Raw genomic sequence first — 26,072 nt, 5'->3', positions numbered from 1 at the left:
TATTTCATATACAAATAACTCTTTTAAAATTTTACATTAATTTTAAATTAGATTTAACGATTTTGGGTAAAGAAAAATTATCACAATAAAATCATTATTTTAGGAGTGAAATTTAATGAAGAAATTTTTTGCCGTATTATTATCAAGCTTTTTAGTGCTAAGTGCATGTAGTCATAGTGATCATTCAGATAAAAAAGATTCAGATAAAAACAGTTCAAAAACGGAATCTAAAAAGTCGGATAAAAAAGATTCAAAAGGTGATAAAAAAGTTAATAACGCTAAAGATAACATTAAAGACAGTAAATTAGGTAAGAAAAGCAAAGATAAAAGTTCAAAAAGTAAGGATTCAAAACCTAAAAATAAACAAACTAATCAACAATCATCTAATAGCGCATCACAAGCAAACAATACTTCAAATCAACCTCAAAATAATAATGCTAATAACGCTAACAATACTAACGGCAATAACCAAAATTCTTATAACAATCAAGCTAATTCACAAAACCAACAACAAAACCAACAACAAAATCAAACTAACAATACACAACAAAATAATTCCCAAAGACAACAACCATCACAGAATAATCAACAACAATATTCAACTGGCAACAACCAATCTGCAAATAATAGCCAAAGCATGAATAACTCACAAGGACAAACAAATACTAATACCCAAAGAGGATTTTAGAATCACAAAAAGTCATGAATGCTATACCTTTACTTAGCATCCATGACTTTTTTTTACAAATAAATCAAACTTTCCGTTTAATATTCACATTCAATATTTATATTGAACTTAAGCATCACTTAATTATAACTTAAGATAATATATAGGATAATCTCTTCCTTGTTGATCTTTTAGAGATTCTTTATATTTTTCAAAACCATTCTTTTGATAGAACTTAACCGCGTTATAATTATCTTTATTAACTTCTACATATCTTACTTGGTCTTCACGAATTAGAGTTTGAAGTATTTGAGTTCCATAGCCCTTTCTAAAATACTTAGGATCTATGAACAACATTTCTAAATTTTGGTCGTTTGTACCTGAAAACCCAATAATTTCATCGTCATCACACCAAAAATAAGCTTCAACATGATTTAAATAATTCGGTATTTCAGTTTTTAACTCTAATCTATCTTTTTCTTTTAAAAAATCATGAGTGCTAATTACAGACTTCTCCCAAATATCTAATACCTTATGATAATCTTTTTTCTCAATTTTTCTTCTAGTTAATGACATATGAATTCCCCTAATATTTTAAAAAATACAGTTAATTAAAATAATACGTATAAAAATAAAACCCACAACCATATAGGCTGCGGATTTCAATTATATGGAGACGGCGGGAGTTGATAAATAGCATTATTAATAAATTTAAAAACCTTTATGAAGGTTGTCATATCAACGTTTTGACTGCCTTAGACGTTGAGTGTAAAATGTTAAAATTGCAAAAACAAGAAAGATTTGTGGCACCTTATTTTTTATTAATAATTATAGATAAACGATAATTAAATTTATATTCATATACCATTCTTATGATTAAAATTCATTATTGTGATAAAGTTTAATTATCTTTTATAGAAAGAAGGATACATTTTAATGTGTAGTGAACTTATAGTAGCAAGTATATCAATTCTGGTTGTTTGTATAATAAGTAATTTAGAGTTTAAATGTAAAAAGTTTTTTACTGGCCTATCACACTTCATCATAATTTTATTTTATGCTGGAGGCTTAACTCCAAGTACTTCTCACTATAGAGCTTTTTTAATATTTGCAAGTATATACCTAATTATGAATATTAGTATAAATCTCCTCAATTTTTATGGATACTTAAATAACTTGAAACAAACAATACATAATTTATCAAGTATTGATAATATAGAAAAACTCAAAAACAGAAATACAAATATTCGTATATTCATTTATACTTTATCTTTATCCTTTAGCATTATTGTTTATTACACACACAAAATGGAGGATATTAACAACGTTTTTGCAACTGTAATTATTTTAGATGTGCTTATTGATCTAATATTATCTAAGTTTATTAAAAATTATTAAGAATTATTTTATATTTAATAGCTCACTAAACGCTCTAAGGTAGTTGAATAATTCATTTATCTAAATTTTAGAGCGTTTATTGTATCATTAATAACTTTATTTTAAGCCCTTAATTACACAAACTCATTCCCCACTGCAACACAGAGCTTCTCTCAGCGTCCTATTTTTAATACCCGATACTAATTTTATATAATAAATAACCGGGAATTTATCCCGGTTTTGATTTATTCAAATCTGCAAACTACTTAAATCACTATCTAACAAATTTTGTATTACTTTTCTCATCTAAACATCACCCATAGTATTGTAGCTATTAATGTCCACGCTATTAAACCAGTTATAAATTCTTTTTTTGTAGATTTTCTAATATTTATTTTCATATATTTAAAATGAGGATTGTGTTATATTTTATATTGAAGAGGGGCGAACCCCCTCAATCATTTAGTACTCAAAAGCTAGTTCAAACTATACAACGACCAAGTTTACTTTGATTGAACATTTAAAGCTTTTGGGTGCTTTTATTTTTATCCTCATTTCCTAACCTCCTTACATATATTACACTATGACTTATGGCATAATTCAAAACTTTTTATGACATTTGTCATAATTATTTTTAGGCATAAAAAAACAGGGACAAGCACCGTTATGCTCACCCTCTGTAATGTCGTGTGACTAAATTATATGAGATTACTTCCAATCAATCTTACCGAAATACTCTTCTTTCTTAATACGTTCCTGTTTATCTGTAATCTCATACAAAGTACAGTAGAAGTAAACTATACTTTTTAAACTTTTTGAATTGTAGTTTTATCAAAAGCTGATGGGTATTTAAGACCATATCCTATACTTCTATCCATACTAATATGAGCCAACCATATTAAAGATATTTGTAATAGCACTTCTTCATTTGTAACTAAATACAACAAAGTGATAATGATAGGTATGACATAAGTATGACCTAAATTATATACCTTACTACCAATATCTTTGTTAATAGCATATCCAACCATAGAAACGTCTGGGACTAATAAAAATAGTAAAAATATCCATAGTGAAAAACCAAAGATAAAATAAACACTAACTACCGAAATGAACACACAAATATTTTCTAATCTTATTAGATTACTCATGTAATTCCCTTTTTTTCGTATTATTCATTTAAATAATACCATTATTGAAGTGTTTATAATATAAAATATAAGATTAGATACCTTTAACTATTCATCGAACCTACCTATATCATCTACAAAAACAGGTGTAACCATATTCACATCTACCGTATCTCCATTAATCTCAACGCTATCTATTCGGATAAATAAATATCCTATCATCATTCAATTTTATAGATGGTACTATGCGCCTATCTACACCGTTCTTAACCAACATTAAATCAAAAGGTGATATTATGCCTACTCTCTCTGCTGCATGAAGTCCATTCCATATTACTACCTCTTCATCAATCATTAGATCGGTTTAAGTAATAACAATGTTCTCTTTAATGCTCATAGCCTTACTGAGAAACTTTAATATCGTGATATATAAGAGGATGACTTAACTACGCTGTTTTTAGCGTTTTGTTTTATAAATAAACCTAAGTAAACATAACTATTTTGACACGTAATTGACACGTGAATAAAATAACCACGCCTTATATTGACGTGGTTGGGAAATATAATTTATTAGAAAATAAATGTCACTAATCATAACGATTATTTTAATACTAGGTATATTATACCATAATTATTACGCATTTTATTTCATTTTGTAGCTAATATTATTAAAGTGATTTTCTAATAAAAATAAGACCACCTTGTACGGCAGTCTTATTTATTGAATCAAGCTTAATATAAAAATATACTTTATTGGGATCAACATTTTTACCATAAGGGAATTAAACTTGAACAAATAAATATAAAATTTTTAAGGAGTAATAGGTACGAATCATGTGGTTCGTGATTAACATAATAACACAATACTTTAGTTTTTCAAATAAAAAACGCTACGGTTTCAAAGTAAACCGTAGCGCAAGTTAAATTATATAAAATTCAACAATCACACTGAAAAAGGTTATAACAACCTAGTAATCATTATACCAAATTTTATTATCTATTCAATTAAAATAGCTTGCGTTCTTATCATTAGGATAAAAAACCGTACCAATTAAGATACGATTATCTTTTAGATAAATCTTCATTGTGTTTTAAAATATCTTTTGTAGGACTGAATATATATCTTAATAAAAAACCAATTATTCCAAATATATTTACAAATGTTGCAGATGCAAAGAAAATTATTAACTTTACATCATAATGAGGGATTTTTATATGCATTATACCTACATTAAATTTCAGACCTTGTAAGTATAACATCACAAACATATTAGTAAATAATATTAAAGATATAAGACCAAAAATGATTAATGAAATCCATCTAATTTTATCTTTAAAGTCAATTTGTTTTTTAGCACTATCTCTTAAATACTTTTTATATTTGTAAAAGTCTTTGATATCATCATGTGCAGTTTGTGCATCTGAATCTATTTTATTAATTTCGTTTTTATTCAATTGACTTTTTAAATATTCAATAGTTTTTGTATCTACATCTGTTTTATTCATGAATTGATCCCATTTTTAATTTGTTTAAGTTTATTTAACTGTTTCCATGCAAATGGTTTAGAAATTTTAAAAGCATTTGCTATTTTATAAGATAATTCGTTGATTTCAGAATCAGAATAAAGCGAAATATCTTTAGGTAAAATCTTTTCTATAAGATCTATAGGTGCTAATAACTGTGCTGCAAATTCATTAGCTTCGTTTTCTAACTGAGTATTAGAATTATCATATTCATTTCTGTATAAGATACTATATTCATTGGTTGGTTGAAAAGTCGGCCATCCCCAATGAAGTATTATATGACCTAATTCATGAGCCATAGTGAATCTTCTTCTGCCTTTTGAATGATTAACATTTACAACGATTTCAGGTGTGCCAATTTCATTTATACGACTGTACCCACTTATAGAATCAGGAAAATCAAACGTACTCATATCACTATATAATACTTTAATACCATACGACTCAATAGCATTTTCTAAATCATTCAATATGTTTTTGAAATTAAATCCAGTATTTTCATTACGAAAATCATTTGTTTTTTTTCTGATATTTTCCACTGATTATCCCTCCTTTTATTCTTATTATATAATACTTTTTATGCTTTTTGTAAATAATTTCCACCTAAAAATTATAATTTATATTAATCTACTCTATACCAAAACACATAGTTATTAGTCCTCAAAACACCCTATATCATCAATATGAAAATCAGTATTAGGATATTGTTTACTTAACTTCTCTAAATCTTTCTTATTCTTTTCATCATCTTGACCGGTACAATAAATATTGGTGTCGCTAAATTTAAATCTACTTTATCAGTAAATAACTTTGGTGATTATCTATTCGGATATATAAATATTCTGTTATCATTCAATTTTATAGATGGTACTATGCGCCTATCTACACCATTTCTGGCAATCATTAAGTTAAATGGTAGTATTACTCCTAATCCTTTTTGAATTTTACTCAGCGTATGCCACACTGCACGCTCTTTATCATTCATCAGATCATCGTAATAGATGACGGAACATTTCTTTATCGACATCGCTCTGTTATACATATCCTCAATACTTATCATATTTAATTTATCGGCAGTATCACACATGGTTCTCAGTCCTCTAATGGTAAATCATTAATAATCATTGTTCTGTTAGGGTGTTGCTCATGTAGTTCATCTAATGCTTTCCGTTTTTCTTCTTCCTCATCTTCCGGCCACTCACCTATATTAATAAAAATCGGTGTGTCCGTAGATAACTCTTTCTTATCAATAAATAGCTTATGATACTTACCTAACATATCTCTAGCACGTAAACGGTCACTAGGCTTAATAGGTACTTCTACCATTTCTACATGTTCGTTATAAACTAGGTTCATTCTGTCAGTATCGGGATTGCGTTGAAACTCACCACGTTTAACGACAACCTCTCTCACTTCAATCTCATCACCTACTGCTGCATTACTTAAGATATGAAGTAATTCGTTAGCAGATAGTACACCCTCATCAATTACCCTCTTACGTTGCTCATCAATATATTTTGCTACCTTCTTATTTTTAAGCAATCTACTCCCCTGTTCACTTGCAGTATGAGGACTATATCCAGCTTTAATTGCACTTTGTGTTACATTTAACGTTTTTAGGTATTCAGCGACAAACTTCTCTTGTCTAGGATTTAATGTACTCAAGTTATCCCTCCTTATTTTCTAATTTGTCTAATAAATCTGAGTATATTTGATACACACTACTTTTCGTAATCATTAATATATCTGCTATTCGTTTTAGTGATTGTCCTTCACATAACATAATAAATAACAGATGTTCCCTACTGGTGCATGTGGCGTATATATATTGATCTAACTCATTAAAGAACGCCTGCTGTCCTACGTCTACAATATTCATACTTTCAGCATCTTCATTTAATGTAAAGAAATCATCTATATTGATATTTTCATCATTATATGTAGTATCATGGTGCTCTTTTGAGTAGTCACGTATAAACTGTTTAATAGCCTCTCTGTCGTAACTCATGCCTTTACACTTACTTTCTGTCTTAGCTTGTATAAATCACGTTGTAGGCGTTCTATGAGGTCATAATCTATTGTCGAACCATTGGACTGCATATAATACATGATTTCCTTTTGTTCACCTGGTGTATACCGCTTAATAACTTGTTTTAATTGCTGCATATTGCTATTAGATTTCGTTTTGAAATACTTTAATTTTTCCTTTTCTTCTATAATAGTAATTGCTAACTTCTCTAAGGGATATGAGATAGTTATAACGCCATGAACTTCACTAGTAGTCATGTGGGAGATGTTTAAGTGATACATCATCTCTATTTGCATAGTGATAGCCTTAACTTTAGTATTGATAAACTTAGGATTATATTCTGTTAGCAATGTGTACTCAGATATTTTATTTTCATGATAGATTAGAGGATATTTCACTCTTTTAAGGTTCATGTATGCACCTCACAAATAAAATGAGCCTATCTCTGAGGATAGGCAAGATATTTATTATTTAACTATGCGATTTTCTTCGAACATTTTCTTGACTCGTCTGTCTCTTTGTGACTTTTGAGCTAGCTCATCTTTTTTCTGTTGTCGAATATTTTGGGAGAATTGTTCTTCTACTACATCCAGTAAATCACTGCATTCTTCTCCAGAAAGTGTTGTTTCAGTCAAAATGTAATTCTTAACTTTATCTAAATTGTATTTTCTAGCCATTATTTAGCACCTCTTAATTTCATTTTATTTCTTATATCAATGAATGGTAGCTCATCTCCACCTACATAGTTTGAATATTTATTAGGACTGAAATGATTTCTAATTTCTGCCCTCACTTCTTTATCCTTCTCAAAGTTTTCTTTGTCATAAACTCGAACAAATCTATCAAATTCTATTTCATATTCATCATTTAATGCTGCTATTTCATTTATTATTTTGTTATACTCTTCAATGATTGGCTTGAATTTTTCTAGTATGCGTTCTTTATCCTCTTGATACAAATGAAGTAAATCTGCTTGATGTTTAATTAGTTCAATAGCCTTTTTACGTCTAGCCTCATCAAACACTTCTTTTTTAGTTGATAAGCGTTTCTCTAATGCTTTCAGTTTCTTCTCATTACTATCAAATGTGGTATAAAGTTTATCAGCCTCATCATCTTGTGAGTTTGCAATTAGTTCTTTATATTTAACTTTATCCTCTTTAATTCGTTGTGTGAGTTCTTGGCGTTCCTTTTCAAGTTTATTGATATTCTCTTTTTGACCTGTCACATATTCATTGTATTCATCAAAGTATTTAGCTGTTTTCAATGATATACCTCGTTTCAATTTGTTTTTAAGCCTACTGCTTTTATGTAGTTGTATGGCTTAGCTATTTCTTTTTCGGGTAAACGTTTCGGGATAGTTTGCAGCAAGATTATGACTTTCTCAAAGTTAATATTATTTTCATTTCGGTTATAGATAAATTCCTTAAATGCTTTTTCATCAAGTTCATTCAACTTGGCTACAAATTCATCAATATTCATATTCTTTTCAGTAATACCATCTTCTTTTTCTCTGAGTGCTTTCTCTTGGTTCAGCGTCAACTTATGAGGGTACACCTGCACCTTCTGACGTTTATCACTGATATATGAATAATCGTGTTCTATGCCCTTATTACGCGTATTTCTGTTAGTTTGAATATAATCATGTAATTCGATTTTAAAACGCTCTATCACGTCCATATAAGCCTCTGAGCGTGTCTTAATATAGTTTCTAATATACTTTTGTTCTTGAGTTGAGAAACGCCCTAGAACAGTATAAAAAGCGTTCAAATCTCTTTGACTTTTACGTTTATACCGTTCCAACTTCTGACGTTCTTCTAATATAGCGATTGCTAGATTTTCAACGGAATAACTCTCATAGTAAATACTTTCCGATACTGTATCACTACATAAACTAGGTGTGGTTCTGTCATACATATCCTCAATATCACTTTCTATGAGTGCTATTCTTGTTTGAATGTAGTAAGTATTAAATCTAGTGCATAATTCATAATCGCTAACACGTTCTTTAATGATTTCAGTTGCAGCACTCACTACATCACCTTAAATCTCAGTTTTCTTTAATGCCTCATATCGTTTCATGCTACCTTCGATATGACGCTTGATACTTCTTAAGGCTAATTCTTTCTGTTCCTCAGATTTAACCATGAAATAACCTCTTGCATCTTTTTTATAGCTGTATCCGATTGGATAACCATAATCAACTACTAAACTATTAATCGTATTTCTTAACCATCTGTCGTTGTTTCGGTTAAATTCCATATTCAATTGATTAAATATATTTTGCTTAGTAATAATCTCGTGCTTAGTGTTTCGTAATACATTTAATACTTTAATATGATCGTTAGTTAATTCTTTTTCAATTGTTATTGTCATTGTTTTATCCTCATTTCATCTTTAATGAGGAGGCAATATTTAGGCAATAAGTAAACAACAAATATTTAATCCAGATTTTTATTAGATATAGAAGTATATAACTCCTATAACACTATTATACTAAATTTACACCAAAATAACAAACAAATGTTCCTATTTTTATAGAATTCTAATAACTACTTAACAATCTATAAAGTGTTTTTATATAAGTACTTTCATAGGTTTTCACACTATTTCACAGACTTTTCATTATAGAACAAGCGTTCTTATTTTTGACCTTATTTAATCTTTCTACAACTAACAAATCTTAACAATTACGATTTACATAAAAAAAGCCATGCACCTATTAAAGTGCATGACCTATAATTTATGCTTTCACTTTATTATAATATGAGTTTTTCAACCCGCTTAATTTACGTTCTAATGCTAAGTAGTCTTTTCTATTAGCCTTCTCATTCTGGATAAACTCAGTAATGATTTTCAAGCCCTCAACTAATTCTGGTGCAGGTTCATTAATTCCAGTAGCTAACTGATACAACATCTCCATGTTACCTATAACATCTGCATTACTAGATTGAACACTCTCAAGTTCATCTATATTGAAATCTCTACTCATATAATCGAACATGTCGCTGTTATTACTTTCTGCAAAGGTTTCTAGTCCATACATAAAATATTCATTATCAAACATAAGTTCGGCCATCATACCGCTTATATTAGCATGTGTGCCATCATGTAAATCATAACCAGCATAATGCCCCTCAATGCTCTCTATAAGTTTCTCAGTATGCTTTACTGAGGCGATTTCAAAAGTTTTTCTCACTTTACAATCTTTTATCAATACATGAGCGTACATCTTACCTTTGCTTATTAGATACACAGTATTAAATGGATCATTGTATATCTTAAATGCATAAGGTGCTTTGTAACTGCTCTCGCTTAAACCATTGAAAGCCCTTAATAGTGTCCCTGCTCTTGTTTCAAATTGATTTGCTATAATTTCGATGTTCATACTATACACGTTCCTTTCTTCTAATCATCAAGTTTTCGTTATCTTTTCCAATCTTACCAATACTTTCAAATTTATATCTTTCAAAATACTTAGTATTATCATCGCTCTCAGTCCATAAGCAAGCCTCAATATTGAGTTTTGTAGAAATTGCCAATATATCTTTTAATAGCATTTTGCCATGTCCTTTTTTGAGTGAATTTAAATTATCTATTTCAATGATCCAACTAGTATTAAAATGTTGTTTAAATAACGGGTTCGGCTTTCTAATGTTAAATTTTATAATTGCTTTGAAATCTTTAGTAATCAATAATATATCCCTGCCATCACAATAGAGATAGTATTTCTTGGTTAGTTGAATGACTTCCTGTATAAAAGTTTGATGTATTCCAGTTGGGTTTGTTAAAAGACTTATAATCAAACCTTTAGCCATGTTTTCTTGTTCTTTCTTCACATGCTGCTGAAATTTATTGTTATTTATAAACAACTTAAATTGTTGGTGTCCTATTTCTGTAATTGTAGGCATTTTTTACCTCCATATTTATTAAATGTGTACGGTACACAACAAAGTACACTATATATTTTTCTAGTGTGTACCAGTCAAAACGTTGATACATCTAGGGTTAAAAGATTAGTACACAGAGTACACACTTATTTGAAAGAAACGTATATACATATATATTAAATAACGTTTATGTTTTACAAATATTAATATACTTATTTATTACTGTGTACTTTGTGTACGATGTGTACTATTCATCTTTAACCATTGATATTATCGCGTTTATAGAGTACACACTCTTAATAGTAGAGTGTGTACTTATGTGTACTAAATTCAACTAGTATATGGATTATGTGAAACTGAAAAATCAAAACCTAATTCTTCTACAATGCTTTTTTTAATTGCATATCCTAAGTGTCTTTCAGAATTATGTTTCACTTGTTTTTGAAGTCTTTTCTTATCAGTAATTAAATATCCTTTTTTCTCCCATTGAGATGTAATGGTTTGAGTTTCATATCCTAACTTAGTTTTAACTGTTTCGTTTTTAATGCATAAATAATCATGCTTATATACTGCTTTAATCTCTCCATTTTTCACTGGACCATATCCATCACCAATAATGCTGTTTCGGTTAGCGTCTAAATACTCCAGTAATCCCTCAAGTGCTTGTTTAGGTTTATCTATTGTTTTGTTATTCTTTAACATATTTTCATATGCTTGGTTAATGATTTTATAGTAATCATGTTCAAAACCATCTATATCATTAAGGATTTCACCAGTATGCTGTAATAAGGCAAAACATTTCCCAATACGTTCCATTACTTCATTGATACCTTTTTTGTTAAAGTATCTTAAATAACTTTCAAAACTGTTTTTATATTCCTCTTTTTTTGAGTGAAATTGTTTAATAAATTCAATTCCTAGAGTTCCGTAATTCTCTCTAAATTCACGATCTAATGAAATAAAATCGAATTTATCTGGATAAGGTTGTTCTTCTAAAGTAATAACACGAGCCGATACTCCAGCCTTATCATCTTCCATGTTTGTAATTGAGGCTTCTCCAGTAGAAAGTAAGATATTTTTCCATTCTTTCTTTTCATCAACAGTTAAATTCTTATTACTTCGACCTTTACTTTCGCCACTTGAATAGTTATAGACTGCACGAGATACAAAACCAGGCGATGTATTACGTGTGTCATCTTTAAATATCGGAAAAGAGTTCAAAAATGCAGCCATAGCCTCAATACTATTCCTAGTAGAACTCCATGTAGTTGTAAGGTCAGTAGTTCCCCACACACTAGCCACTAAGTTCAATGTAAATGTTTTACCTGTTGAAGTACTTCCAGCTAATTCAACAATGAATGGCTTAATATCAAACTCATAAAGTAAGACTGAACCGAGTGAGGCGTATAACATCACCATTACCATTGGCAAATCTTTAATTTTTACAAATACTTTTTTTGAATAATCTTCAATTGTTCCTTTAGCTTTAAAAGAATTGATTAGCTTTTGAAAACCTTTATCATTGTTAAATAACTTAATATCACTGTTTTTCGTCTGTTCTTGATAAGGATAAATAAAATGATCTTTTACATGTCCTAATCGAGTTGCTACTCTAACGTTCAACGGTGGATTATATCGTTTTGACGCATTAATGTAATTAACTAATCTTGTCGCAGTGGTTGAAGTCACATCAACTTTATGATTAACCAACTTTAACAATTGGCGACTGTCAGCTATTTCTTCAGCACTTACACCCAAATTCACTGGTGCTTTATTATCATAAAAAAACATATTAAAATATACTTTATTACTTTCTATATCCTCAAATCGTTCAGTAATATGAGGTATCGTATTGGTGATAAATACTCGTTTATCTGGCTCCCCGTCTTTTTTACTCGGAATGACTTGAAAAAGCGCTACACCATACTGATGATGTTCAATTTCATACCCTTTAGGGATAACTTCTTGTTTAAATGGTTTATTCGCACTAGTTTCCTCGATAAGTTCAAACACATCTTCGTTGCTTACATCTTCCAAATAATGACCTCCTTATTTGTTTTTACTATCTTTTTTCAAAATACTTTTGAATGTTCTATTGACTTCTTTTTGATCAATAGGTGGAGTGCAGGTCATCGCCCATGCACTTACTAGTCCATAAACTAGGTTAGCGTCCACATATCGACGTAATAAGTACCCTGTTAATGACGCAAGGGTTTTATTGCGTTCACCTTCGCCTACACCGAATGCAATTTCACGCCAATACGCACTGTCACGCTTTTGAAATTTACTTGAGTAATCAACGGTTATTGGTTCATCGTTGACAACCATTTTGTTTAATTCTTCAATTGTAATTGCTGGTGCATCAATATATTTAAAAATGTAAATTGAATCTTTTGACTTCTTTACTGGCAAAGCCATAGCTTGAGACGGTACAAAACTGGCTTCATCTACCGGATAGTTTATATACTTTGCTAATTCTTTTGAATACTTGCGATAATCAGTCGCACTCACTGGCGCATTTAAAGGTACTATAAGACGTATGCGTGGCTTATCAGCAGTATATGAATGTGTTGTATGAAATGCCCATGCTACATGTTCTAATTTGTCTTTAAACGATTCGAATAAACTTCTAAAATCTTTTATTTCATCATAATCTAATGTAATAGCACTTCGGTTTAATAAAGTGTCATCACTACGATATTTGCTAATAATTTGATTATCTTTCTCAATATCTTCAAAATCACCATATACGCACAAACCACGTTTATATTTATCATCGTTAATCATTGGAATCTGAAGTTTATTCAACCAATCTGACCAACTATAAAAATCCGAACTATTAAAAGAATTTGAATATAAATTTTTATATTGAACTATATGAATTTTAAAATCGTTGTTCAATTTAACTTTTTGAAATTCCATTTTCCTCACTCCTAGTATTAAAACAAGAGCAAAGATGATATAATACATATGTGCAATTTCTTAATTGCTCTTGTATTAATTAAATTATTTATATTATGCGTTTAGTGTGTCCTCGCCAAAGTTCTCACTAGACGCATTTTTTAATTCCTCAATTACGTTATTGTAATGATCTTCTACTTGTTCAATCATTGAAGTAACATCAGTAAAGATTGAATTAATTACTGCAAGATATACAAAATGATTTTGAATATTTTCATTTGCAGTATATGCTGCAACCTGATTGTTAGATGCAATTAATGTTTTTTTGTAGTCCTCAGCACGTTCCATTTCATCTGCTACTAAGTTTCTGAGTGCATTGAGTTTAGAAGTTAAATCTGCACTTACTACTTCATCTTTAATTTCGTGAATTTGATATTTTAAATTTTTCAACGACTACTCCTCCAAACTTTCAACAAAAATTGTCATTTCTTCAATAGCTATTTTTAATTCTGCAATATCGTCTTTAGTTAGGAATTTACTAATATTAGAATCTTCGTAAATAACAGGAAAGTCAGTAAAAGTTCCGACTGCTGACATTAAATCTTCGTATTCTCGATAGTCTGAAAGAATTTCTGAAATTTCATTATCACTTAAATATGGATATTCACTTTTAATAACTGATACATTTTTAGCATGGCGTTTTTGTAATAGTTTAATCATTTTACTAGTATGTTTTTTATCGTTCATCATATGCTCATATTTCATCTTTCCTTTGATAGTTTTAAAATCTTGATTAGTTAAGTTTTTCATTTTCTTATTTTCCTCTCCGAATTTAATTTGTTTGTTTAATTCTTGTTCTTGTTCCATTTACTATACACTCACTTTCTTTTTCTTATCTTTAAGTTCGACGATTCTATTAATATCAAACTGCATACATGCAATTGAGATATTAGGACTAACTTCAGGAAAGTGCTTCTTAAATGCATTAGGTGCAATATTTAAAAGTAAATTCCCATCAACATCTTTCACATTAAACCAACCAACGACGCTTTTTGTAATTACTACTTGTTGTTTCATATCTTTATCCTCCTATGAACCTACTTTAATATTCTTACTAAACAAATCATCAATTGACATTCCATACATTTCACTCAAGATTTTAGCCTCTGGTAATGTGAAATACGCTTTGCCACTTTCTTTCAACTGATAACGTTGTGGGCTTATTCCTAATTTCTGGGCTACTTTCCTTTGAGTATCTCCCTTTTCTTTTCTTGCGATGTATAACATCGGGTAAGTTAAATTAGTCATTTATAAAACCTCCTATTATAACAAGTTAAGTTGTTATTTTTTGTTACAAATGCATTATATAATTGTTATTGTGATTTTGTCAACTAAACTTGTTATTTAATGGTTATAAATAACACGTATATGTGTTAAAATCTATTTGTTAGGAGGGATTATATGATAGTATTTCGATTAAAAGAAATCATGGAAGAAAAAATTTAAAGATAAGTGATTTAAACGAGCAAACTGGAATCTCTAGAAATTCCATAAGCTCTTTATTAAATGGAAAAACTAGAGGTATTCAATTTGATACTTTAGAAAAAATTACTATAGCATTAAATGTTGATGTGGCAGATTTATTTAAAAATGTTTTTAATGAATTGATTATTAAGTTAAATGATATTAGTAAAGTGGAAACGTATAGACGTAGTAGTAATTTTAAGAAAAAGGATAATTTGATTGTTAAAAAATATGCAATAACTTGTGATTTAATTGAAGATAATGACTTAAAAAAAGGGTTTATACCTTATGAAATATCTATAGAATTAAAACCTTATCCTGAAATTGAAATACGAATAGACTTCTCTTATAGTAATTTGTTTAATTACCTTGTAAACTTTATATCAGAAAATAGTAATTTTAAATTACTATTAGTTCATTATTTAAGTCAAAAAATATATTACCTAGAATTTGAACGTATTAAAGAAATTAAATCGTTCTACAATATTTCTGACGAAAAAATTTTTATTAGTTCTTCATCACCAGGAATACTTATGCACGTACCTTTATGTGATAATAAAGGCATCCTTGAAGATACTAGATTAAAAGAAATTATTAACGAGTTAAGTTTAAATACAAATTATAATTACACATACGATGAACAAATAACCATCGCCCATAAAAGAAAGAAATAAAGTAGGTGATTTCCATAGAACATAACTTAAACCTATCCCACAATATTCACAAAGATGCTAAACGTGGTACATATTATTTTAGAATTACCTATTATGATAGAACCAATAAAAGAAAAGAGATTAAACGCTCTGGCTTTAAGCAGCGTAAAGAAGCTGTGAAAAAGTGTAATGAGATTATGGACGAGTTGGAAGGTATAGGACAAATTAATAAATTGCCTTTTGATAGGTTAGCTCAGGAATATTTAGATTGGTATTCTGCACGTCGGAAAGCTTCAAGTGTTAAATCCTTAAAGACACATTTAAATAATCATCTAATACCTCATTTTAATTCTATTGATGTTTTTAATCTTACGACACAAGATGTTATGAAATTTCAAAATAAGAAATTGAAAGAAGGTCATTCAGGGGAATATCTTAAAAAAATGCATGTGTTTTTAGTATCCTTACTTAACCACGCTATGAAGTACCATGATTTAAAATCAAACGTTGCCTCATTAGTTGGTAACTTTGAAATTGAATCAAACAAACGCCTTAATTATTGGACGCTAGATCAATTCAACCAATTCTATGAAGTGCTACCTACTATTGAACAAAAGTTATTTTTCAAATTACTGTTTTATAGTGGCGCTAGAAAAGGCGAAATACGAGCATTGACGTGGCAAGATATAAACTTTGACGATAATTATATCCACATAAACAAAACGGACTATCACGGCGATGTGACAGTCCCTAAAACAAAAGCAACCATACGTGACATTTACTTGCCTACTCACATGATGGACGACTTAAAAGAATATTTAATCTGGTATCAAAATAATAACATATATAAAAGTGAATATGTGCTATTCGGTACATTTTTCAAAGCATTTAGCGAGTCAAAAATAGATCGTTGGTTTACTAACGCTTATAAGTTACTTCCTACTGACTTCCCTAAAATTGTAATTCATGAAATACGTCATAGCCATGCGTCACTTTTAATTAATCACGGTGCTAGTTTAATGGTTATCGCTCAAAGGTTAGGCCATTCTTCAATAGAAGAAGTAAGCACACGGTACGGACATTTGTACCCTAGTACGCAAAAAGAAATAGTTAAATATTTGTAAGAAAGAGGCATGATATATTGATAGCGTATATTTTACCAACCATAACAACATTAGTAGTGACATTAACATTTATAATTATTGCAACTAACAAAGATAAGTTTCTAGCACAAATTGAAATTAATCAATTATTCGCAATAAGAAAAATTTTAAAATTCCTCTTATTTTTTATAATAACATTAATGTGCGTGTTAGTAATATCTTTACAACTCGCAGAACATTATAACATGGATGTAGTTAAAATATTGTCAAATCCAAATGAAAGATTTTATTACATCAGCCTTAATTTGACTATAGTATTTATGATTTCTATGCTCTATTTAGGAATATCTACAAGTGGGTTAAAGAGTAGGACTAATTATTATATAAAAAATTATGATCACACAGGAAGAGATCTTTATATTCTTCAAAAACATCAAAATAAATATATTTGTACTTTCGATGAAATAGAAAATGCTAACAGAATAATTATTGATACATCTAAAATAGAAAACGTTGAGTTACATGTATCCTATGAAGACAGTTTAATGTATTTTGATTTCACTAATCTTTTAAATATAAAAAACAAAAAATTAGGCTCATTCCTTTTCGTATTTATACTGATTTTTTTATTCATATTAATTCTATTATTCAATTTTATTATTTTTATTCTAAACGTTATTGTAGATTTTGGTTCATCAATTCTGTTAACAATTTCTATATTAATAATATTAGCTACTTTAGTCGCTTATCTAGTTATATTTATTAGGAACTTTAAAAAAAAGAAATTTTACAAGTGAAAATTTTTATTATTACACTACCAATAAATGGTAGTGTCTTTTTTATGTTGTGGCATATCTGTGGCAATACTGTGGCAACAAAAATAAAAAGCCTACAACCACAAAGGTTATAGACTATATAGTGGAGACGGCGGGATTCGAACCCGCGTCCAGAGGTCCTGATACACACCTTTCTACGTGTGTAGTCTATTGATTCATTTCGCATAATAGTAAGCAACAGACAACCAGTATTATGCTAGTTTGATTAGTATTCTTCTAAACAGACTTCAAACGGCAGTGTTTAGCATATCCTACTAGGGTTGAATCGCGTTAACAGCACGTAGGAGATGCTGTTAGGCGATGCAGTGTGCTATTACGCAGCTACTGCGAAATTATTGTTTGATTTGTCAGTTATATTTACTGAAATGTGTTGATGTCGGAGACAACCCTCCGACACGCTTAGTGTGCTCGAGGGACCCCTGTCGAATCCAAAAACGCCCCCGAAATAATATTAATGACAAATAATAATACAAACAATTTGGTATGACAATATGCGTCATTCATTTAAATAACAACATCATTAATCATACCAAATGGCACCCGTTTAAGCAATACGCATGTTTAATAACGGGCTTTTATCGCACGATCGACATCACGTTTCATCGCTTTATCTTTTAAAGCTTGACGTTTATCGTGAATTTTCTTACCTCGTGCAACGCCTAATAAAACTTTACATTGTCCATGCTTTAAATAAAGTTTTAATGGGATTAGAGAATAGCCAATTTCTCGTGTACGTTCTCCTAATTTAATAATTTCACGCTTATGCAATAATAATTTACGAGAACGTAAAGGATCATGATTAAATCTATTACCTTCTTCATATGGAGCAATATGCATATTATTTAAATACATTTCACCACGTTTAACTTGAGCATAACTATCTTTCAAGTTCGCACTTCCACGTCGTATAGACTTGATTTCGGTACCTTGCAGTGCAATACCCGCTTCAACCGTATCTTCAATGTTATAATCATGTCTTGCTTTACGATTCTCCGCTAAAGTACCTGGTGATTTAGTTTTTTTCTTAGCCATTCATACTCACCTCATCTTTGATGACTATTTTTTCTTACGGCGTGATTTCTTTTTCACGCTTTTATCTTTATAGAATGGTTTATGATTTGTTTTACCTTGTTTATCTTTTTTACGTGCATTCTTACCTTTACGTTGCTTGCGTTTCTTTTTATTGCCTTTGCCATTATTGTCATCTTTGGACTTATCTAATGACTTACCACGTGTTTTTGCTTGAATTGTTTTACCACGTGCTGGACGTTGGGATTTATCATTTTTAGGTAAAGGCATACCCACAATTTGAAAATCAATCATGAGTTCGTCTACATCAACATGAGTGACTTTGACTTTCACTTCATCACCAATGCGGAACACCTTCGCTTGGCGTTCACCTATAAGAGCCATTTGGCGTTCATCAAAATTATAGTAATCATCAGTCATATTAGCAATATGAACCATACCTTCAATTGTATTAGGCAATTCAATAAACATACCAAAGTTAGCAACTGAACTAATGATACCTTCAAATTCATCGCCAATATGTTGAATCATATATTCAGCTTTCTTCAATTCATCTGTATCACGTTCTGCCTCTATAGCACGACGCTCGCGTTGAGACGTGTGTTCAGCAAGTTCTGGCAACGTATCTTCCCAATGTCGTAATTCCTTTTTATCCATAGAGTTCTCTATTAAATATTTACGAATTAATCTATGCACCGTTAAATCAGGATAACGACGAATTGGAGATGTAAAGTGCGTATAATACTCGGCAGATAAGCCGAAATGTCCAAGGTTTACATCGTCATAATGCGCTTGTTGCATTGAACGCAACATCATTGTTGAAATAACCATTTGCTCTGGTCGACCTTCAACTTCTTCTTGAATGTTTTGTAAAGTTGTAGGATGAATATCTTCACCAGTACCTTTAATCATAATACCGAAATTAGTAATAAAGTCGAAGAATTGTCTTAAGCGATCTGACTTAGGTTGCTCATGTACTCGATAGATAAATGGTACTTCCATTTTATTGAAATGCTCTGCCACTGTTTCATTAGCGGCTAGCATGAATGATTCGATTAAACGTTCACCTTCACCACGTTCACGCATTTGAACATCTGTAGGAATACCTTCTTCATTTACTAGCACTTTAGCTTCATTAATATCAAAGTCAATTTCACCACGACGACGTCGCATTTGGATTAAACGATTAGATAAATCTTGCGCTAAATCAAGCATCGGCGTCAAATCTTTATATTGTGCACGCACTTGAGGATCTTGATCTGTAATAATTTTATTTACAGCATCATAAGTCATACGATAATTAGAGTGAATCACGCTATCAAATATTTCATGATTAACGACTTCGCCACGTGCATTAATTTCCATACGACAACTTAACGTTAAGCGGTCGACTTCCGGATTCAATGAACATATACCATTACTTAAACGATGAGGAATCATTGGAATCACTCGGTCTACTAAATAAACGCTTGTCGCTCTATCATATGCTTCCTTATCTAAAGCTGAATCTTCCTTCACATAGTAACTTACATCTGCGATACTTACAGTCAATTCAGTATTACCATTCTTTAATTTCTTAACTGCTATGGCGTCATCCAAGTCTTTAGCATCTGCGCCATCTATAGTTATTGTTAAATCACTTCTTAAATCACGACGACCTTCAATTTCAGATGGTTCAATTTCTTCAGGAACATCTTCCGCTTCTTTAAGTACGTTATCTGGAAACTCAATTTCTATCCCATGTTGGTAAATGATAGATAAAATATCTACACCTGGATCATTTTTATGACCTAGTATTGCTGAAATATGACCTTCTGGGTTGTCTGTACCATCAGCATATTTAGTAATCTGAACGAGTACTTTATGTCCATCTACAGCACCTAAACTTTGACCTTTAGGAATGAAGATATCTTGCATAATTCGTTTATCATCTGGAATAACAAAACCGAAATGTTTTGCTTCACTATATGTTCCTACCACTTGAGTTACAGAATGTTTCTCAATTGATTTAACTTCACCTTCAACTTTACCTTTATGTTCTCCTCTAGATTTTTGAAGTTCTACAATTACTGTATCGCCATCTAGCGCTCGATTAATTTTAGTTGGAGGAATGAAAACATCTTCCATTTCATCATCTTCTGGTCGAAGAAAAGCGAATCCTTTTTTATTCTGACTTAAAGTTCCTTTGATTAATTTAGAATTGGACTTACTTGATTCTTTTCTTTGATATCTATCTGTCTTAGTTCGTTCGATTAAACCCGTTTGTTCTAGTTCAACGAGCACCTTAATTAAATCTCTAAATGAGTCGGCACTATTTAAACCTAACGCATCTTGAAAATCTGACACTGACATGGGTTCATAGTCAGGTTGTTTAATTATTTCTTCGATGGATTGCTTTAAATTCATTATGCCCCTCCTTTCTTACTTTTAAATTATTTATTCTGTCCAATCTAATGATTCTAAAAATTGATATACATCTTCAAAAACTTGTTCTTTTTCTTTATCAATTGTAATTACATGTCCTGATTCATGATACCATTTAATATCCTTTTCATCGGAATCAACATGTTCATATATATAATTCGCTGATTGAGGATCAATCATTTTATCTTGTTCTGCTTGTATAACAAGAATAGGCTCAATAACCTCGTCTACTTGTTCTTTACCACGAAGTAAAGTTTCACTAAGTTCTTTAAGCGTCTCAGTAGGATGGAAGTCTTTCATTTCTTTATCAATCGTTTCCTGATCTTTGCCTTCATATTTTTTAAAATTACGAGCATAATCAAGGAATCCATCATAAATAGTGTCTTCCGTCTTGCCATCCATAGGAGCACACATCGTTATAATACCCTTCACATCACGATTTAAGCTTAATTTCAATGCGAAGACCCCACCTAGTGATAAACCTGCTACTGCTATTTCATCATAGCCTTGCTCAACCAGGTAGTCATAACCATCTAAAACATCCTTAAACCATACATATGGGCTAGATTTTAAAATTTCCTCCGGCGGTGCTGCATGCCCTTCATATTGAGGTGCATAAGATGTATAACCCTTTTTCTGAAGATAACGACCTAATTGTCTCACATCAGCTGAGTTGCCAGTGAAGCCGTGTAATAATAACACAGCTCGTTTTCCTTCTTCAAAAAAGAATGGTCTTGGTAGTTTAATTTGCATGGTTAGAATCCCTCTCCCTTTTTTATTGAGAACTCATTTCTTTATATTTAATCTTGTCTGCTTTCAGGTTGTTATTAGCATAATTTTTCATTATAAAAAGAACTTCAATAATGCTTATTAAGCGTCTTTGAACTATTCCCTTATATATAGGTATTAAAAACATCATTATAATACATTATAAAATAAAAAAGCCCGACAAGTATATCGTCGGACTCAGGCTGATAGTATATGTGAGTTATTATAGTTCTTGTTAATCACATCTTCTATTCAGACTTGGTTAAGATTCATTAACTTCATTAATACATTATCTTATGGCTTACATACCTAAGTAACTGATACAGAACATAAGTACGAAGAAAATAATAGCTAAAATAATTGTTAATCTATGCAAGAATAAATCGACGCCACGTTGTTTTTGTTTACCAAATAACTGTTCCGCGCCACCACTAATAGCACCTGAAAGTCCATTACTTTTACCTTCTTGGAGTAATACAACAGTCACTAATGCAATACAATCTATAATTAATAAAACGATGATTAATGTATGCATAAAAATTGTCCTCCGTTCATTATATACGAGACGAATTATAACACATCTCTAATAGAGTTATCAAACTTCTATCTATTAAAAGTACTTTTTCTAGCTATCGAAACAACTAACATATAAATCGCTAAAATAATAGAGCCAATTACAACAATGAGTATAGGTAAAACTGCGACAACATTTTTAACATCCAAAATGGCTTGAACAAACATGTATAAATTAACAAGTGTGAATAATGCATTAGAAACATATACAGCAAACATAAACCACCATAAATATGGATGGCGATTCCAAAGTGCCACGACTCCTGCTAAGTATGCAAGAATGTACATTACGCCTGTATATCTATCACTATTTAGAATATTATGTACTGCAGTGTCAGAAGTCTTTTGACCAGCTAAAGATAGCAATGATTTAGCGGTTGTTACATCTAAAACTACAAAATGATGAATGATTAATAAAATACAAAATAATAAAGAACTCATTGCTATTAAGCGGCCAGATCTTTTTTCTCTAACATTTGAATCTGTTATATCTTCCATAATGGTACTCCTTTTTAAAATTACTTTAACTATTATATCAGTTTAATGGGTTAAATTAAACGAGATACGATGTAATAAAAGTATTAAAAAGACCCATTACAGCCTCAACTCTGTAACGGGTCTATAAGTTCTTTAGGGCGTGAAACCTAAAGATTAAAGCGTGAACTCATTTATTTAATATTAGAGATATTATTTGTCTAAATTGTAGAAAGATTTAATTCCATCAAATTTAGCTGTTTCGTATAATTCATCTTCAATACGTAATAATTGATTATACTTAGCAATACGGTCAGTTCTTGATAATGAACCAGTTTTAATTTGACCTGCGTTAGTAGCAACTGCAATGTCAGCAATAGTAGTATCTTCAGTTTCACCTGAACGGTGTGAAACTACAGCTGTGTAACCAGCTTTTTGAGCCATTTCAATTGCTTCAAATGTTTCAGTTAAAGTACCGATTTGGTTAACTTTAATTAAGATAGAGTTACCAATACCTTGGTCAATACCTCTTGATAAGATTTCTGTATTTGTAACGAATAAATCGTCACCTACTAATTGTACTTTATCACCGATACGATCAGTTAATTGCTTCCAACCTTCCCAATCGTTTTCATCCATACCATCTTCGATAGTGATGATTGGATATTTACCAATTAATTCTTCTAAGTAGTCAACTTGTTCTGCTGCGCTACGTTTAGCACCGTGTTCACCTTCAAATTTAGTGTAATCATATACACCATTTTCATAGAATTCAGAAGAAGCACAGTCAAATCCTAAGAATACATCTTCACCTGGTTTATAACCAGCTTTTTCGATAGCTTTGATGATTGTTTCAACAGCATCTTCAGTACCTTCAAATTTAGGAGCGAATCCACCTTCGTCACCAACTGCAGTTTCTAAACCGCGTTCACTAAGGATAGATTTTAAGTTGTGGAAGATTTCAGCACCCCAACGTAATGATTCTTTAAATGATTCAGCACCAACTGGTAAAATCATAAACTCTTGGAAAGCGATTGGTGCATCAGAGTGTGAACCACCGTTAACGATGTTCATCATTGGAACTGGTAATTGTTTACCATTGAATCCACCTAAATATTTATATAAAGGTTGACCTAATAAGTCAGCTGCTGCACGTGCTACTGCGATTGAAACACCTAAAATAGCATTAGCGCCTAATTTACCTTTATTATTTGTACCGTCTAATTGAATCATCATTTTGTCGATAGATACTTGATCTAACACTGAAAATTCACCTTCAACAATTTCTGGTGCGATGATTTCATTAACGTTTTCTACTGCTTTAGTAACACCTTTTCCTAAATAACGTGATTTGTCTCCATCACGTAATTCAACTGCTTCGTGTTCACCAGTAGAAGCACCTGATGGTACTAATGCACGACCGAAAGCACCACTTTCAGTAAGTACTTCAACTTCAACTGTTGGATTACCACGTGAGTCTAAGACTTCGCGAGCGTAAACATCTGTAATAATTGGCATGTTTAATATCTCCTTTAAATATATTATAAAACTATTATAGCCCTATTTATAATTTTATTAAAATAATTTATTAGCAAGGTTGTAAAATGCGGGAGTACTAAATTTCCTCCCTTAATTTAACATCTAAATTCTGTATTAGTGATTAATTAATGATTCACCAGTCATATCAGAAGGTTGTTCTACATTTAACAAGTCTAATAGTGTAGGAGCTAAATCTCCTAAACGTCCTGTTTCACGTAAAGTTACGCCTTCTTTAGTTACAATTACTGGAACTGGATTTGTAGTGTGCGTAGTCATTGGTTCATCATCATCTGTTAACACTTGATCAGAGTTACCATGATCAGCAGTGATGATAGCATGACCGTCCATTTCAAGGATCTTATCAACAACTTCGTCTAGACATTCATCTACAGCTTCAATTGCCTTAATTGTAGGTTCAAGCATACCACTATGTCCTACCATGTCAGGATTAGCAAAGTTTAATAGAATTAAATCTAAATCGCCTTTATCTAATTCCTCTAAAAGAGCATCTTTAACTTCATAAGCACTCATTTCTGGTTTTAAATCATATGTCGCAACTTTAGGAGAATCGATTAATCTACGACGCTCTCCTTCGAATTCATCGTTACGACCACCGCTCATAAAGTAAGTTACATGTGGATACTTTTCAGTTTCAGCAATACGTAGTTGTTTTAAGTTATTATTTTGAGCAACTTCCCCGATTGTATTGTGTAAATCAACTTTTTCAAAAACGATTTCAGCGTCTACATCATCGTTATATTTAGTGAATGTTGCATAGAATAAATCTTTAACTTGTTCAACTTCGAAACCATCAAATGCTTGATTAGTGAAAATTTCTGAAAGTTGAGCTGCTCTATCAGGACGGAAGTTATAGAATACAACTGCGTCACCATCATTGACACCATTATTTTGCTTATCAATGATAAATGGTTCAACGAATTCGTCAGTAACATCATTGTTGTAATTAGCTTCCACACCTTCTTTGGCTGAAGCATAAGTTGGACCTTCGAAGTTACGGATAGCATTATAAGCTTTTTGTTCACGATCCCAACGTTTATCGCGATCCATCGCATAATAACGTCCTGATACTGAAGCGAATTGGCCAACGCCTAATTCTTTGAATTTAGCTTCAGTTTCTTCAATATATTTTAGTGCAGATTTTTGATCTACATCACGTCCATCTAAGAAAGCATGAACATAAACTTTATCTACACCTTGTTTTTTAGCTAATTCTAAGATTGCAAATAAATGTTTATAGTGACTGTGAACACCGCCATCAGATAATAGACCAAATACATGTAGTGCTGAATTATTATCTTTTACATGTTTAACTGCGTTATTTAATACATCGTTTTCAAAGAAATCCCCATCTTCGATAGATTTATTAATACGAGTTAAACTTTGATAAACAATGCGACCTGCACCAATATTCATGTGACCTACTTCCGAGTTACCCATTTGTCCTTCTGGAAGACCTACATCCAAACCACTCGCTTCAATTTGTGTAGTTGGGTATTTATCATAATAGCGATCAAAATTAGGCTTGTTTGCTAATTTTACAGCGTTACCATGTTCACTTTCACGATTTGCAAAACCATCTAAAATGATTAAGGCAGTTGGTTTTTTAGCCATAA

32 protein-coding genes, 1 other RNA gene and 1 pseudogene are annotated in these 26,072 nt (G+C 30.9%); 6 read left to right on the top strand and 28 right to left on the bottom strand.

Features of this window, described 5'->3' with window-relative positions; genetic code table 11:
- The first annotated feature begins 115 nt into the window (after window positions 1–115).
- The gene (locus tag CM54_RS01455) at window positions 116–688 is read left to right on the top strand and encodes a hypothetical protein (RefSeq protein ID WP_037548479.1); all 573 of its coding nucleotides are present in this window, start codon (window positions 116–118) and stop codon (window positions 686–688) included.
- Between the two features lie 123 nt (window positions 689–811).
- Here CM54_RS01455 and CM54_RS01450 read toward each other — a convergent pair whose 3' ends face one another.
- The 5 genes from CM54_RS01450 to CM54_RS01430 form a co-directional block, all read right to left on the bottom strand.
- Window positions 812–1,243, bottom strand: a complete 432-nt coding sequence (locus tag CM54_RS01450; protein WP_037548477.1) for a GNAT family N-acetyltransferase — start codon at window positions 1,241–1,243, stop codon at window positions 812–814.
- A 1,509-nt stretch (window positions 1,244–2,752) separates the two neighbouring features.
- Window positions 2,753–2,845: a hypothetical protein gene (locus tag CM54_RS13110; RefSeq protein WP_443027714.1), complete on the bottom strand. Its 93-nt coding sequence runs from the start codon at window positions 2,843–2,845 to the stop codon at window positions 2,753–2,755.
- 5 nt (window positions 2,846–2,850) lie between these two features.
- Window positions 2,851–3,195 carry a DUF4260 domain-containing protein gene (locus CM54_RS01440; protein ID WP_037548475.1) on the bottom strand — a complete coding sequence of 115 codons (345 nt, stop codon included), beginning with the start codon at window positions 3,193–3,195 and terminating at the stop codon, window positions 2,851–2,853.
- A 1,041-nt stretch (window positions 3,196–4,236) separates the two neighbouring features.
- A complete protein-coding gene (locus CM54_RS01435) occupies window positions 4,237–4,680 on the bottom strand; it encodes a hypothetical protein (protein WP_032604565.1) in 444 nt (147 codons plus the stop codon).
- Window positions 4,677–5,237, bottom strand: coding sequence for an ImmA/IrrE family metallo-endopeptidase (locus CM54_RS01430; protein ID WP_002458614.1), 561 nt, complete (start codon window positions 5,235–5,237; stop codon window positions 4,677–4,679). The genes CM54_RS01435 and CM54_RS01430 overlap by 4 nt, the downstream gene beginning before the upstream one ends.
- Before the next feature lie 210 nt (window positions 5,238–5,447).
- Between CM54_RS01430 and CM54_RS12715 the strand changes: the two genes are divergently transcribed.
- On the top strand, window positions 5,448–5,639 hold the full coding sequence (locus CM54_RS12715) for a hypothetical protein (protein WP_197018891.1): 192 nt from the start codon (window positions 5,448–5,450) through the stop codon (window positions 5,637–5,639).
- A gap of 151 nt (window positions 5,640–5,790) precedes the next feature.
- Here CM54_RS12715 and CM54_RS01420 read toward each other — a convergent pair whose 3' ends face one another.
- The 15 genes from CM54_RS01420 to CM54_RS01350 all read right to left on the bottom strand — a co-directional run bounded on the left by CM54_RS01420 (window position 5,791) and on the right by CM54_RS01350 (window position 14,823).
- Window positions 5,791–6,363 carry a terminase small subunit gene (locus CM54_RS01420; RefSeq protein ID WP_037548469.1) on the bottom strand — a complete coding sequence of 191 codons (573 nt, stop codon included), beginning with the start codon at window positions 6,361–6,363 and terminating at the stop codon, window positions 5,791–5,793.
- Between the two features lies 1 nt (window position 6,364).
- On the bottom strand, window positions 6,365–6,706 hold the full coding sequence (locus CM54_RS01415; protein WP_037548466.1) for a helix-turn-helix domain-containing protein: 342 nt from the start codon (window positions 6,704–6,706) through the stop codon (window positions 6,365–6,367).
- Window positions 6,703–7,140 carry a pathogenicity island protein gene (locus tag CM54_RS01410; RefSeq protein WP_037548463.1) on the bottom strand — a complete coding sequence of 146 codons (438 nt, stop codon included), beginning with the start codon at window positions 7,138–7,140 and terminating at the stop codon, window positions 6,703–6,705. The genes CM54_RS01415 and CM54_RS01410 overlap by 4 nt, the downstream gene beginning before the upstream one ends.
- Window positions 7,141–7,194: 54 nt before the next feature.
- Window positions 7,195–7,404, bottom strand: coding sequence for a hypothetical protein (locus tag CM54_RS01405; RefSeq protein ID WP_037548461.1), 210 nt, complete (start codon window positions 7,402–7,404; stop codon window positions 7,195–7,197).
- Window positions 7,404–7,991: a pathogenicity island protein gene (locus CM54_RS01400; RefSeq protein WP_037548457.1), complete on the bottom strand. Its 588-nt coding sequence runs from the start codon at window positions 7,989–7,991 to the stop codon at window positions 7,404–7,406. The genes CM54_RS01405 and CM54_RS01400 overlap by 1 nt, the downstream gene beginning before the upstream one ends.
- A gap of 14 nt (window positions 7,992–8,005) precedes the next feature.
- Window positions 8,006–8,758, bottom strand: a complete 753-nt coding sequence (locus tag CM54_RS01395) for a hypothetical protein (protein ID WP_037548453.1) — start codon at window positions 8,756–8,758, stop codon at window positions 8,006–8,008.
- A gap of 9 nt (window positions 8,759–8,767) precedes the next feature.
- The gene (locus tag CM54_RS01390) at window positions 8,768–9,100 is read right to left on the bottom strand and encodes a hypothetical protein (protein ID WP_037548450.1); all 333 of its coding nucleotides are present in this window, start codon (window positions 9,098–9,100) and stop codon (window positions 8,768–8,770) included.
- Window positions 9,101–9,467: 367 nt separating this feature from the next.
- Complete coding sequence (locus CM54_RS01385) at window positions 9,468–10,112, bottom strand: pathogenicity island protein (RefSeq protein ID WP_037548448.1); 645 nt, start codon at window positions 10,110–10,112, stop codon at window positions 9,468–9,470.
- A gap of 1 nt (window position 10,113) precedes the next feature.
- Entirely contained in the window at window positions 10,114–10,635 is a 522-nt protein-coding gene (locus CM54_RS01380) for a hypothetical protein (protein ID WP_037548445.1), read from the bottom strand.
- A gap of 309 nt (window positions 10,636–10,944) precedes the next feature.
- Complete coding sequence (locus CM54_RS01375) at window positions 10,945–12,627, bottom strand: DUF927 domain-containing protein (RefSeq protein ID WP_155980147.1); 1,683 nt, start codon at window positions 12,625–12,627, stop codon at window positions 10,945–10,947.
- 36 nt (window positions 12,628–12,663) lie between these two features.
- Window positions 12,664–13,536 (bottom strand): primase alpha helix C-terminal domain-containing protein, encoded by an 873-nt coding sequence (locus CM54_RS01370; RefSeq protein ID WP_037548439.1) that lies wholly within the window; start codon window positions 13,534–13,536, stop codon window positions 12,664–12,666.
- Between the two features lie 93 nt (window positions 13,537–13,629).
- Window positions 13,630–13,965: a hypothetical protein gene (locus CM54_RS01365; RefSeq protein WP_037548436.1), complete on the bottom strand. Its 336-nt coding sequence runs from the start codon at window positions 13,963–13,965 to the stop codon at window positions 13,630–13,632.
- A gap of 3 nt (window positions 13,966–13,968) precedes the next feature.
- Window positions 13,969–14,382, bottom strand: a complete 414-nt coding sequence (locus tag CM54_RS01360; protein ID WP_037548433.1) for a hypothetical protein — start codon at window positions 14,380–14,382, stop codon at window positions 13,969–13,971.
- A gap of 3 nt (window positions 14,383–14,385) precedes the next feature.
- On the bottom strand, window positions 14,386–14,592 hold the full coding sequence (locus CM54_RS01355) for a hypothetical protein (RefSeq protein WP_037548431.1): 207 nt from the start codon (window positions 14,590–14,592) through the stop codon (window positions 14,386–14,388).
- 12 nt (window positions 14,593–14,604) lie between these two features.
- On the bottom strand, window positions 14,605–14,823 hold the full coding sequence (locus CM54_RS01350) for a helix-turn-helix transcriptional regulator (RefSeq protein WP_037548428.1): 219 nt from the start codon (window positions 14,821–14,823) through the stop codon (window positions 14,605–14,607).
- Window positions 14,824–14,984: 161 nt separating this feature from the next.
- Between CM54_RS01350 and CM54_RS13070 the strand changes: the two are divergent.
- The 4 genes and pseudogenes from CM54_RS13070 to CM54_RS01335 form a co-directional block, all read left to right on the top strand.
- Window positions 14,985–15,104, top strand: a pseudogene (locus CM54_RS13070) (helix-turn-helix domain-containing protein); the annotation flags it as partial.
- 42 nt (window positions 15,105–15,146) lie between these two features.
- A complete protein-coding gene (locus tag CM54_RS01345) occupies window positions 15,147–15,713 on the top strand; it encodes an XRE family transcriptional regulator (RefSeq protein WP_231469341.1) in 567 nt (188 codons plus the stop codon).
- 5 nt (window positions 15,714–15,718) lie between these two features.
- Window positions 15,719–16,816 (top strand): site-specific integrase, encoded by a 1,098-nt coding sequence (locus CM54_RS01340; protein ID WP_231469338.1) that lies wholly within the window; start codon window positions 15,719–15,721, stop codon window positions 16,814–16,816.
- 17 nt (window positions 16,817–16,833) lie between these two features.
- The gene (locus CM54_RS01335) at window positions 16,834–17,592 is read left to right on the top strand and encodes a hypothetical protein (RefSeq protein ID WP_037548426.1); all 759 of its coding nucleotides are present in this window, start codon (window positions 16,834–16,836) and stop codon (window positions 17,590–17,592) included.
- A gap of 119 nt (window positions 17,593–17,711) precedes the next feature.
- On the opposite strand, the gene ssrA is transcribed toward CM54_RS01335, so the two are convergent.
- The 8 genes from ssrA to gpmI form a co-directional block, all read right to left on the bottom strand.
- Window positions 17,712–18,073: a transfer-messenger RNA gene (gene ssrA, locus CM54_RS12255) on the bottom strand.
- A gap of 119 nt (window positions 18,074–18,192) precedes the next feature.
- Window positions 18,193–18,663 carry an SsrA-binding protein SmpB gene (gene smpB / locus CM54_RS01330; RefSeq protein WP_002433363.1) on the bottom strand — a complete coding sequence of 157 codons (471 nt, stop codon included), beginning with the start codon at window positions 18,661–18,663 and terminating at the stop codon, window positions 18,193–18,195.
- Between the two features lie 24 nt (window positions 18,664–18,687).
- Entirely contained in the window at window positions 18,688–21,066 is a 2,379-nt protein-coding gene (gene rnr / locus CM54_RS01325; protein ID WP_037548423.1) for a ribonuclease R, read from the bottom strand.
- 30 nt (window positions 21,067–21,096) lie between these two features.
- Window positions 21,097–21,837 (bottom strand): alpha/beta hydrolase, encoded by a 741-nt coding sequence (locus CM54_RS01320; RefSeq protein ID WP_002433145.1) that lies wholly within the window; start codon window positions 21,835–21,837, stop codon window positions 21,097–21,099.
- Between the two features lie 316 nt (window positions 21,838–22,153).
- Complete coding sequence (gene secG / locus CM54_RS01315; protein ID WP_002433475.1) at window positions 22,154–22,387, bottom strand: preprotein translocase subunit SecG; 234 nt, start codon at window positions 22,385–22,387, stop codon at window positions 22,154–22,156.
- A gap of 68 nt (window positions 22,388–22,455) precedes the next feature.
- A complete protein-coding gene (locus CM54_RS01310; RefSeq protein ID WP_030061190.1) occupies window positions 22,456–22,914 on the bottom strand; it encodes a hypothetical protein in 459 nt (152 codons plus the stop codon).
- A gap of 198 nt (window positions 22,915–23,112) precedes the next feature.
- Window positions 23,113–24,417 (bottom strand): surface-displayed alpha-enolase, encoded by a 1,305-nt coding sequence (gene eno, locus CM54_RS01305; RefSeq protein ID WP_002432982.1) that lies wholly within the window; start codon window positions 24,415–24,417, stop codon window positions 23,113–23,115.
- Between the two features lie 135 nt (window positions 24,418–24,552).
- Complete coding sequence (gpmI, locus tag CM54_RS01300) at window positions 24,553–26,070, bottom strand: 2,3-bisphosphoglycerate-independent phosphoglycerate mutase (RefSeq protein ID WP_037548417.1); 1,518 nt, start codon at window positions 26,068–26,070, stop codon at window positions 24,553–24,555.
- Between the last annotated feature and the right edge of the window lie 2 nt (window positions 26,071–26,072).

The sequence above is a fragment of the Staphylococcus sp. TE8 genome (assembly GCF_000692055.1).
In the GTDB taxonomy this organism is placed as follows: domain Bacteria; phylum Bacillota; class Bacilli; order Staphylococcales; family Staphylococcaceae; genus Staphylococcus; species Staphylococcus capitis.
This window is presented reverse-complemented; position numbering and strand designations above follow the sequence as displayed.

What these genes read in the sequence shown, in the direction of transcription:
- CM54_RS01350 (WP_037548428.1), bottom strand. Translation starts at nt 14,823, where the DNA reads ATGACTAATTTAACTTACCCGATGTTATACATCGCAAGAAAAGAAAAG.
- CM54_RS01320 (WP_002433145.1), bottom strand. Translation starts at nt 21,837, where the DNA reads ATGCAAATTAAACTACCAAGACCATTCTTTTTTGAAGAAGGAAAACGA.
- CM54_RS01370 (WP_037548439.1), bottom strand. Translation starts at nt 13,536, where the DNA reads ATGGAATTTCAAAAAGTTAAATTGAACAACGATTTTAAAATTCATATA.
- CM54_RS01390 (WP_037548450.1), bottom strand. Translation starts at nt 9,100, where the DNA reads ATGACAATAACAATTGAAAAAGAATTAACTAACGATCATATTAAAGTA.
- CM54_RS01405 (WP_037548461.1), bottom strand. Translation starts at nt 7,404, where the DNA reads ATGGCTAGAAAATACAATTTAGATAAAGTTAAGAATTACATTTTGACT.
- CM54_RS01410 (WP_037548463.1), bottom strand. Translation starts at nt 7,140, where the DNA reads ATGAACCTTAAAAGAGTGAAATATCCTCTAATCTATCATGAAAATAAA.
- CM54_RS01440 (WP_037548475.1), bottom strand. Translation starts at nt 3,195, where the DNA reads ATGAGTAATCTAATAAGATTAGAAAATATTTGTGTGTTCATTTCGGTA.
- CM54_RS01380 (WP_037548445.1), bottom strand. Translation starts at nt 10,635, where the DNA reads ATGCCTACAATTACAGAAATAGGACACCAACAATTTAAGTTGTTTATA.
- CM54_RS01435 (WP_032604565.1), bottom strand. Translation starts at nt 4,680, where the DNA reads ATGAATAAAACAGATGTAGATACAAAAACTATTGAATATTTAAAAAGT.
- gpmI (WP_037548417.1), bottom strand. Translation starts at nt 26,070, where the DNA reads ATGGCTAAAAAACCAACTGCCTTAATCATTTTAGATGGTTTTGCAAAT.
- CM54_RS01385 (WP_037548448.1), bottom strand. Translation starts at nt 10,112, where the DNA reads ATGAACATCGAAATTATAGCAAATCAATTTGAAACAAGAGCAGGGACA.
- CM54_RS01455 (WP_037548479.1), top strand. Translation starts at nt 116, where the DNA reads ATGAAGAAATTTTTTGCCGTATTATTATCAAGCTTTTTAGTGCTAAGT.
- CM54_RS01360 (WP_037548433.1), bottom strand. Translation starts at nt 14,382, where the DNA reads ATGGAACAAGAACAAGAATTAAACAAACAAATTAAATTCGGAGAGGAA.
- eno (WP_002432982.1), bottom strand. Translation starts at nt 24,417, where the DNA reads ATGCCAATTATTACAGATGTTTACGCTCGCGAAGTCTTAGACTCACGT.
- rnr (WP_037548423.1), bottom strand. Translation starts at nt 21,066, where the DNA reads ATGAATTTAAAGCAATCCATCGAAGAAATAATTAAACAACCTGACTAT.
- secG (WP_002433475.1), bottom strand. Translation starts at nt 22,387, where the DNA reads ATGCATACATTAATCATCGTTTTATTAATTATAGATTGTATTGCATTA.
- CM54_RS01450 (WP_037548477.1), bottom strand. Translation starts at nt 1,243, where the DNA reads ATGTCATTAACTAGAAGAAAAATTGAGAAAAAAGATTATCATAAGGTA.
- smpB (WP_002433363.1), bottom strand. Translation starts at nt 18,663, where the DNA reads ATGGCTAAGAAAAAAACTAAATCACCAGGTACTTTAGCGGAGAATCGT.
- CM54_RS01355 (WP_037548431.1), bottom strand. Translation starts at nt 14,592, where the DNA reads ATGAAACAACAAGTAGTAATTACAAAAAGCGTCGTTGGTTGGTTTAAT.
- CM54_RS01415 (WP_037548466.1), bottom strand. Translation starts at nt 6,706, where the DNA reads ATGAGTTACGACAGAGAGGCTATTAAACAGTTTATACGTGACTACTCA.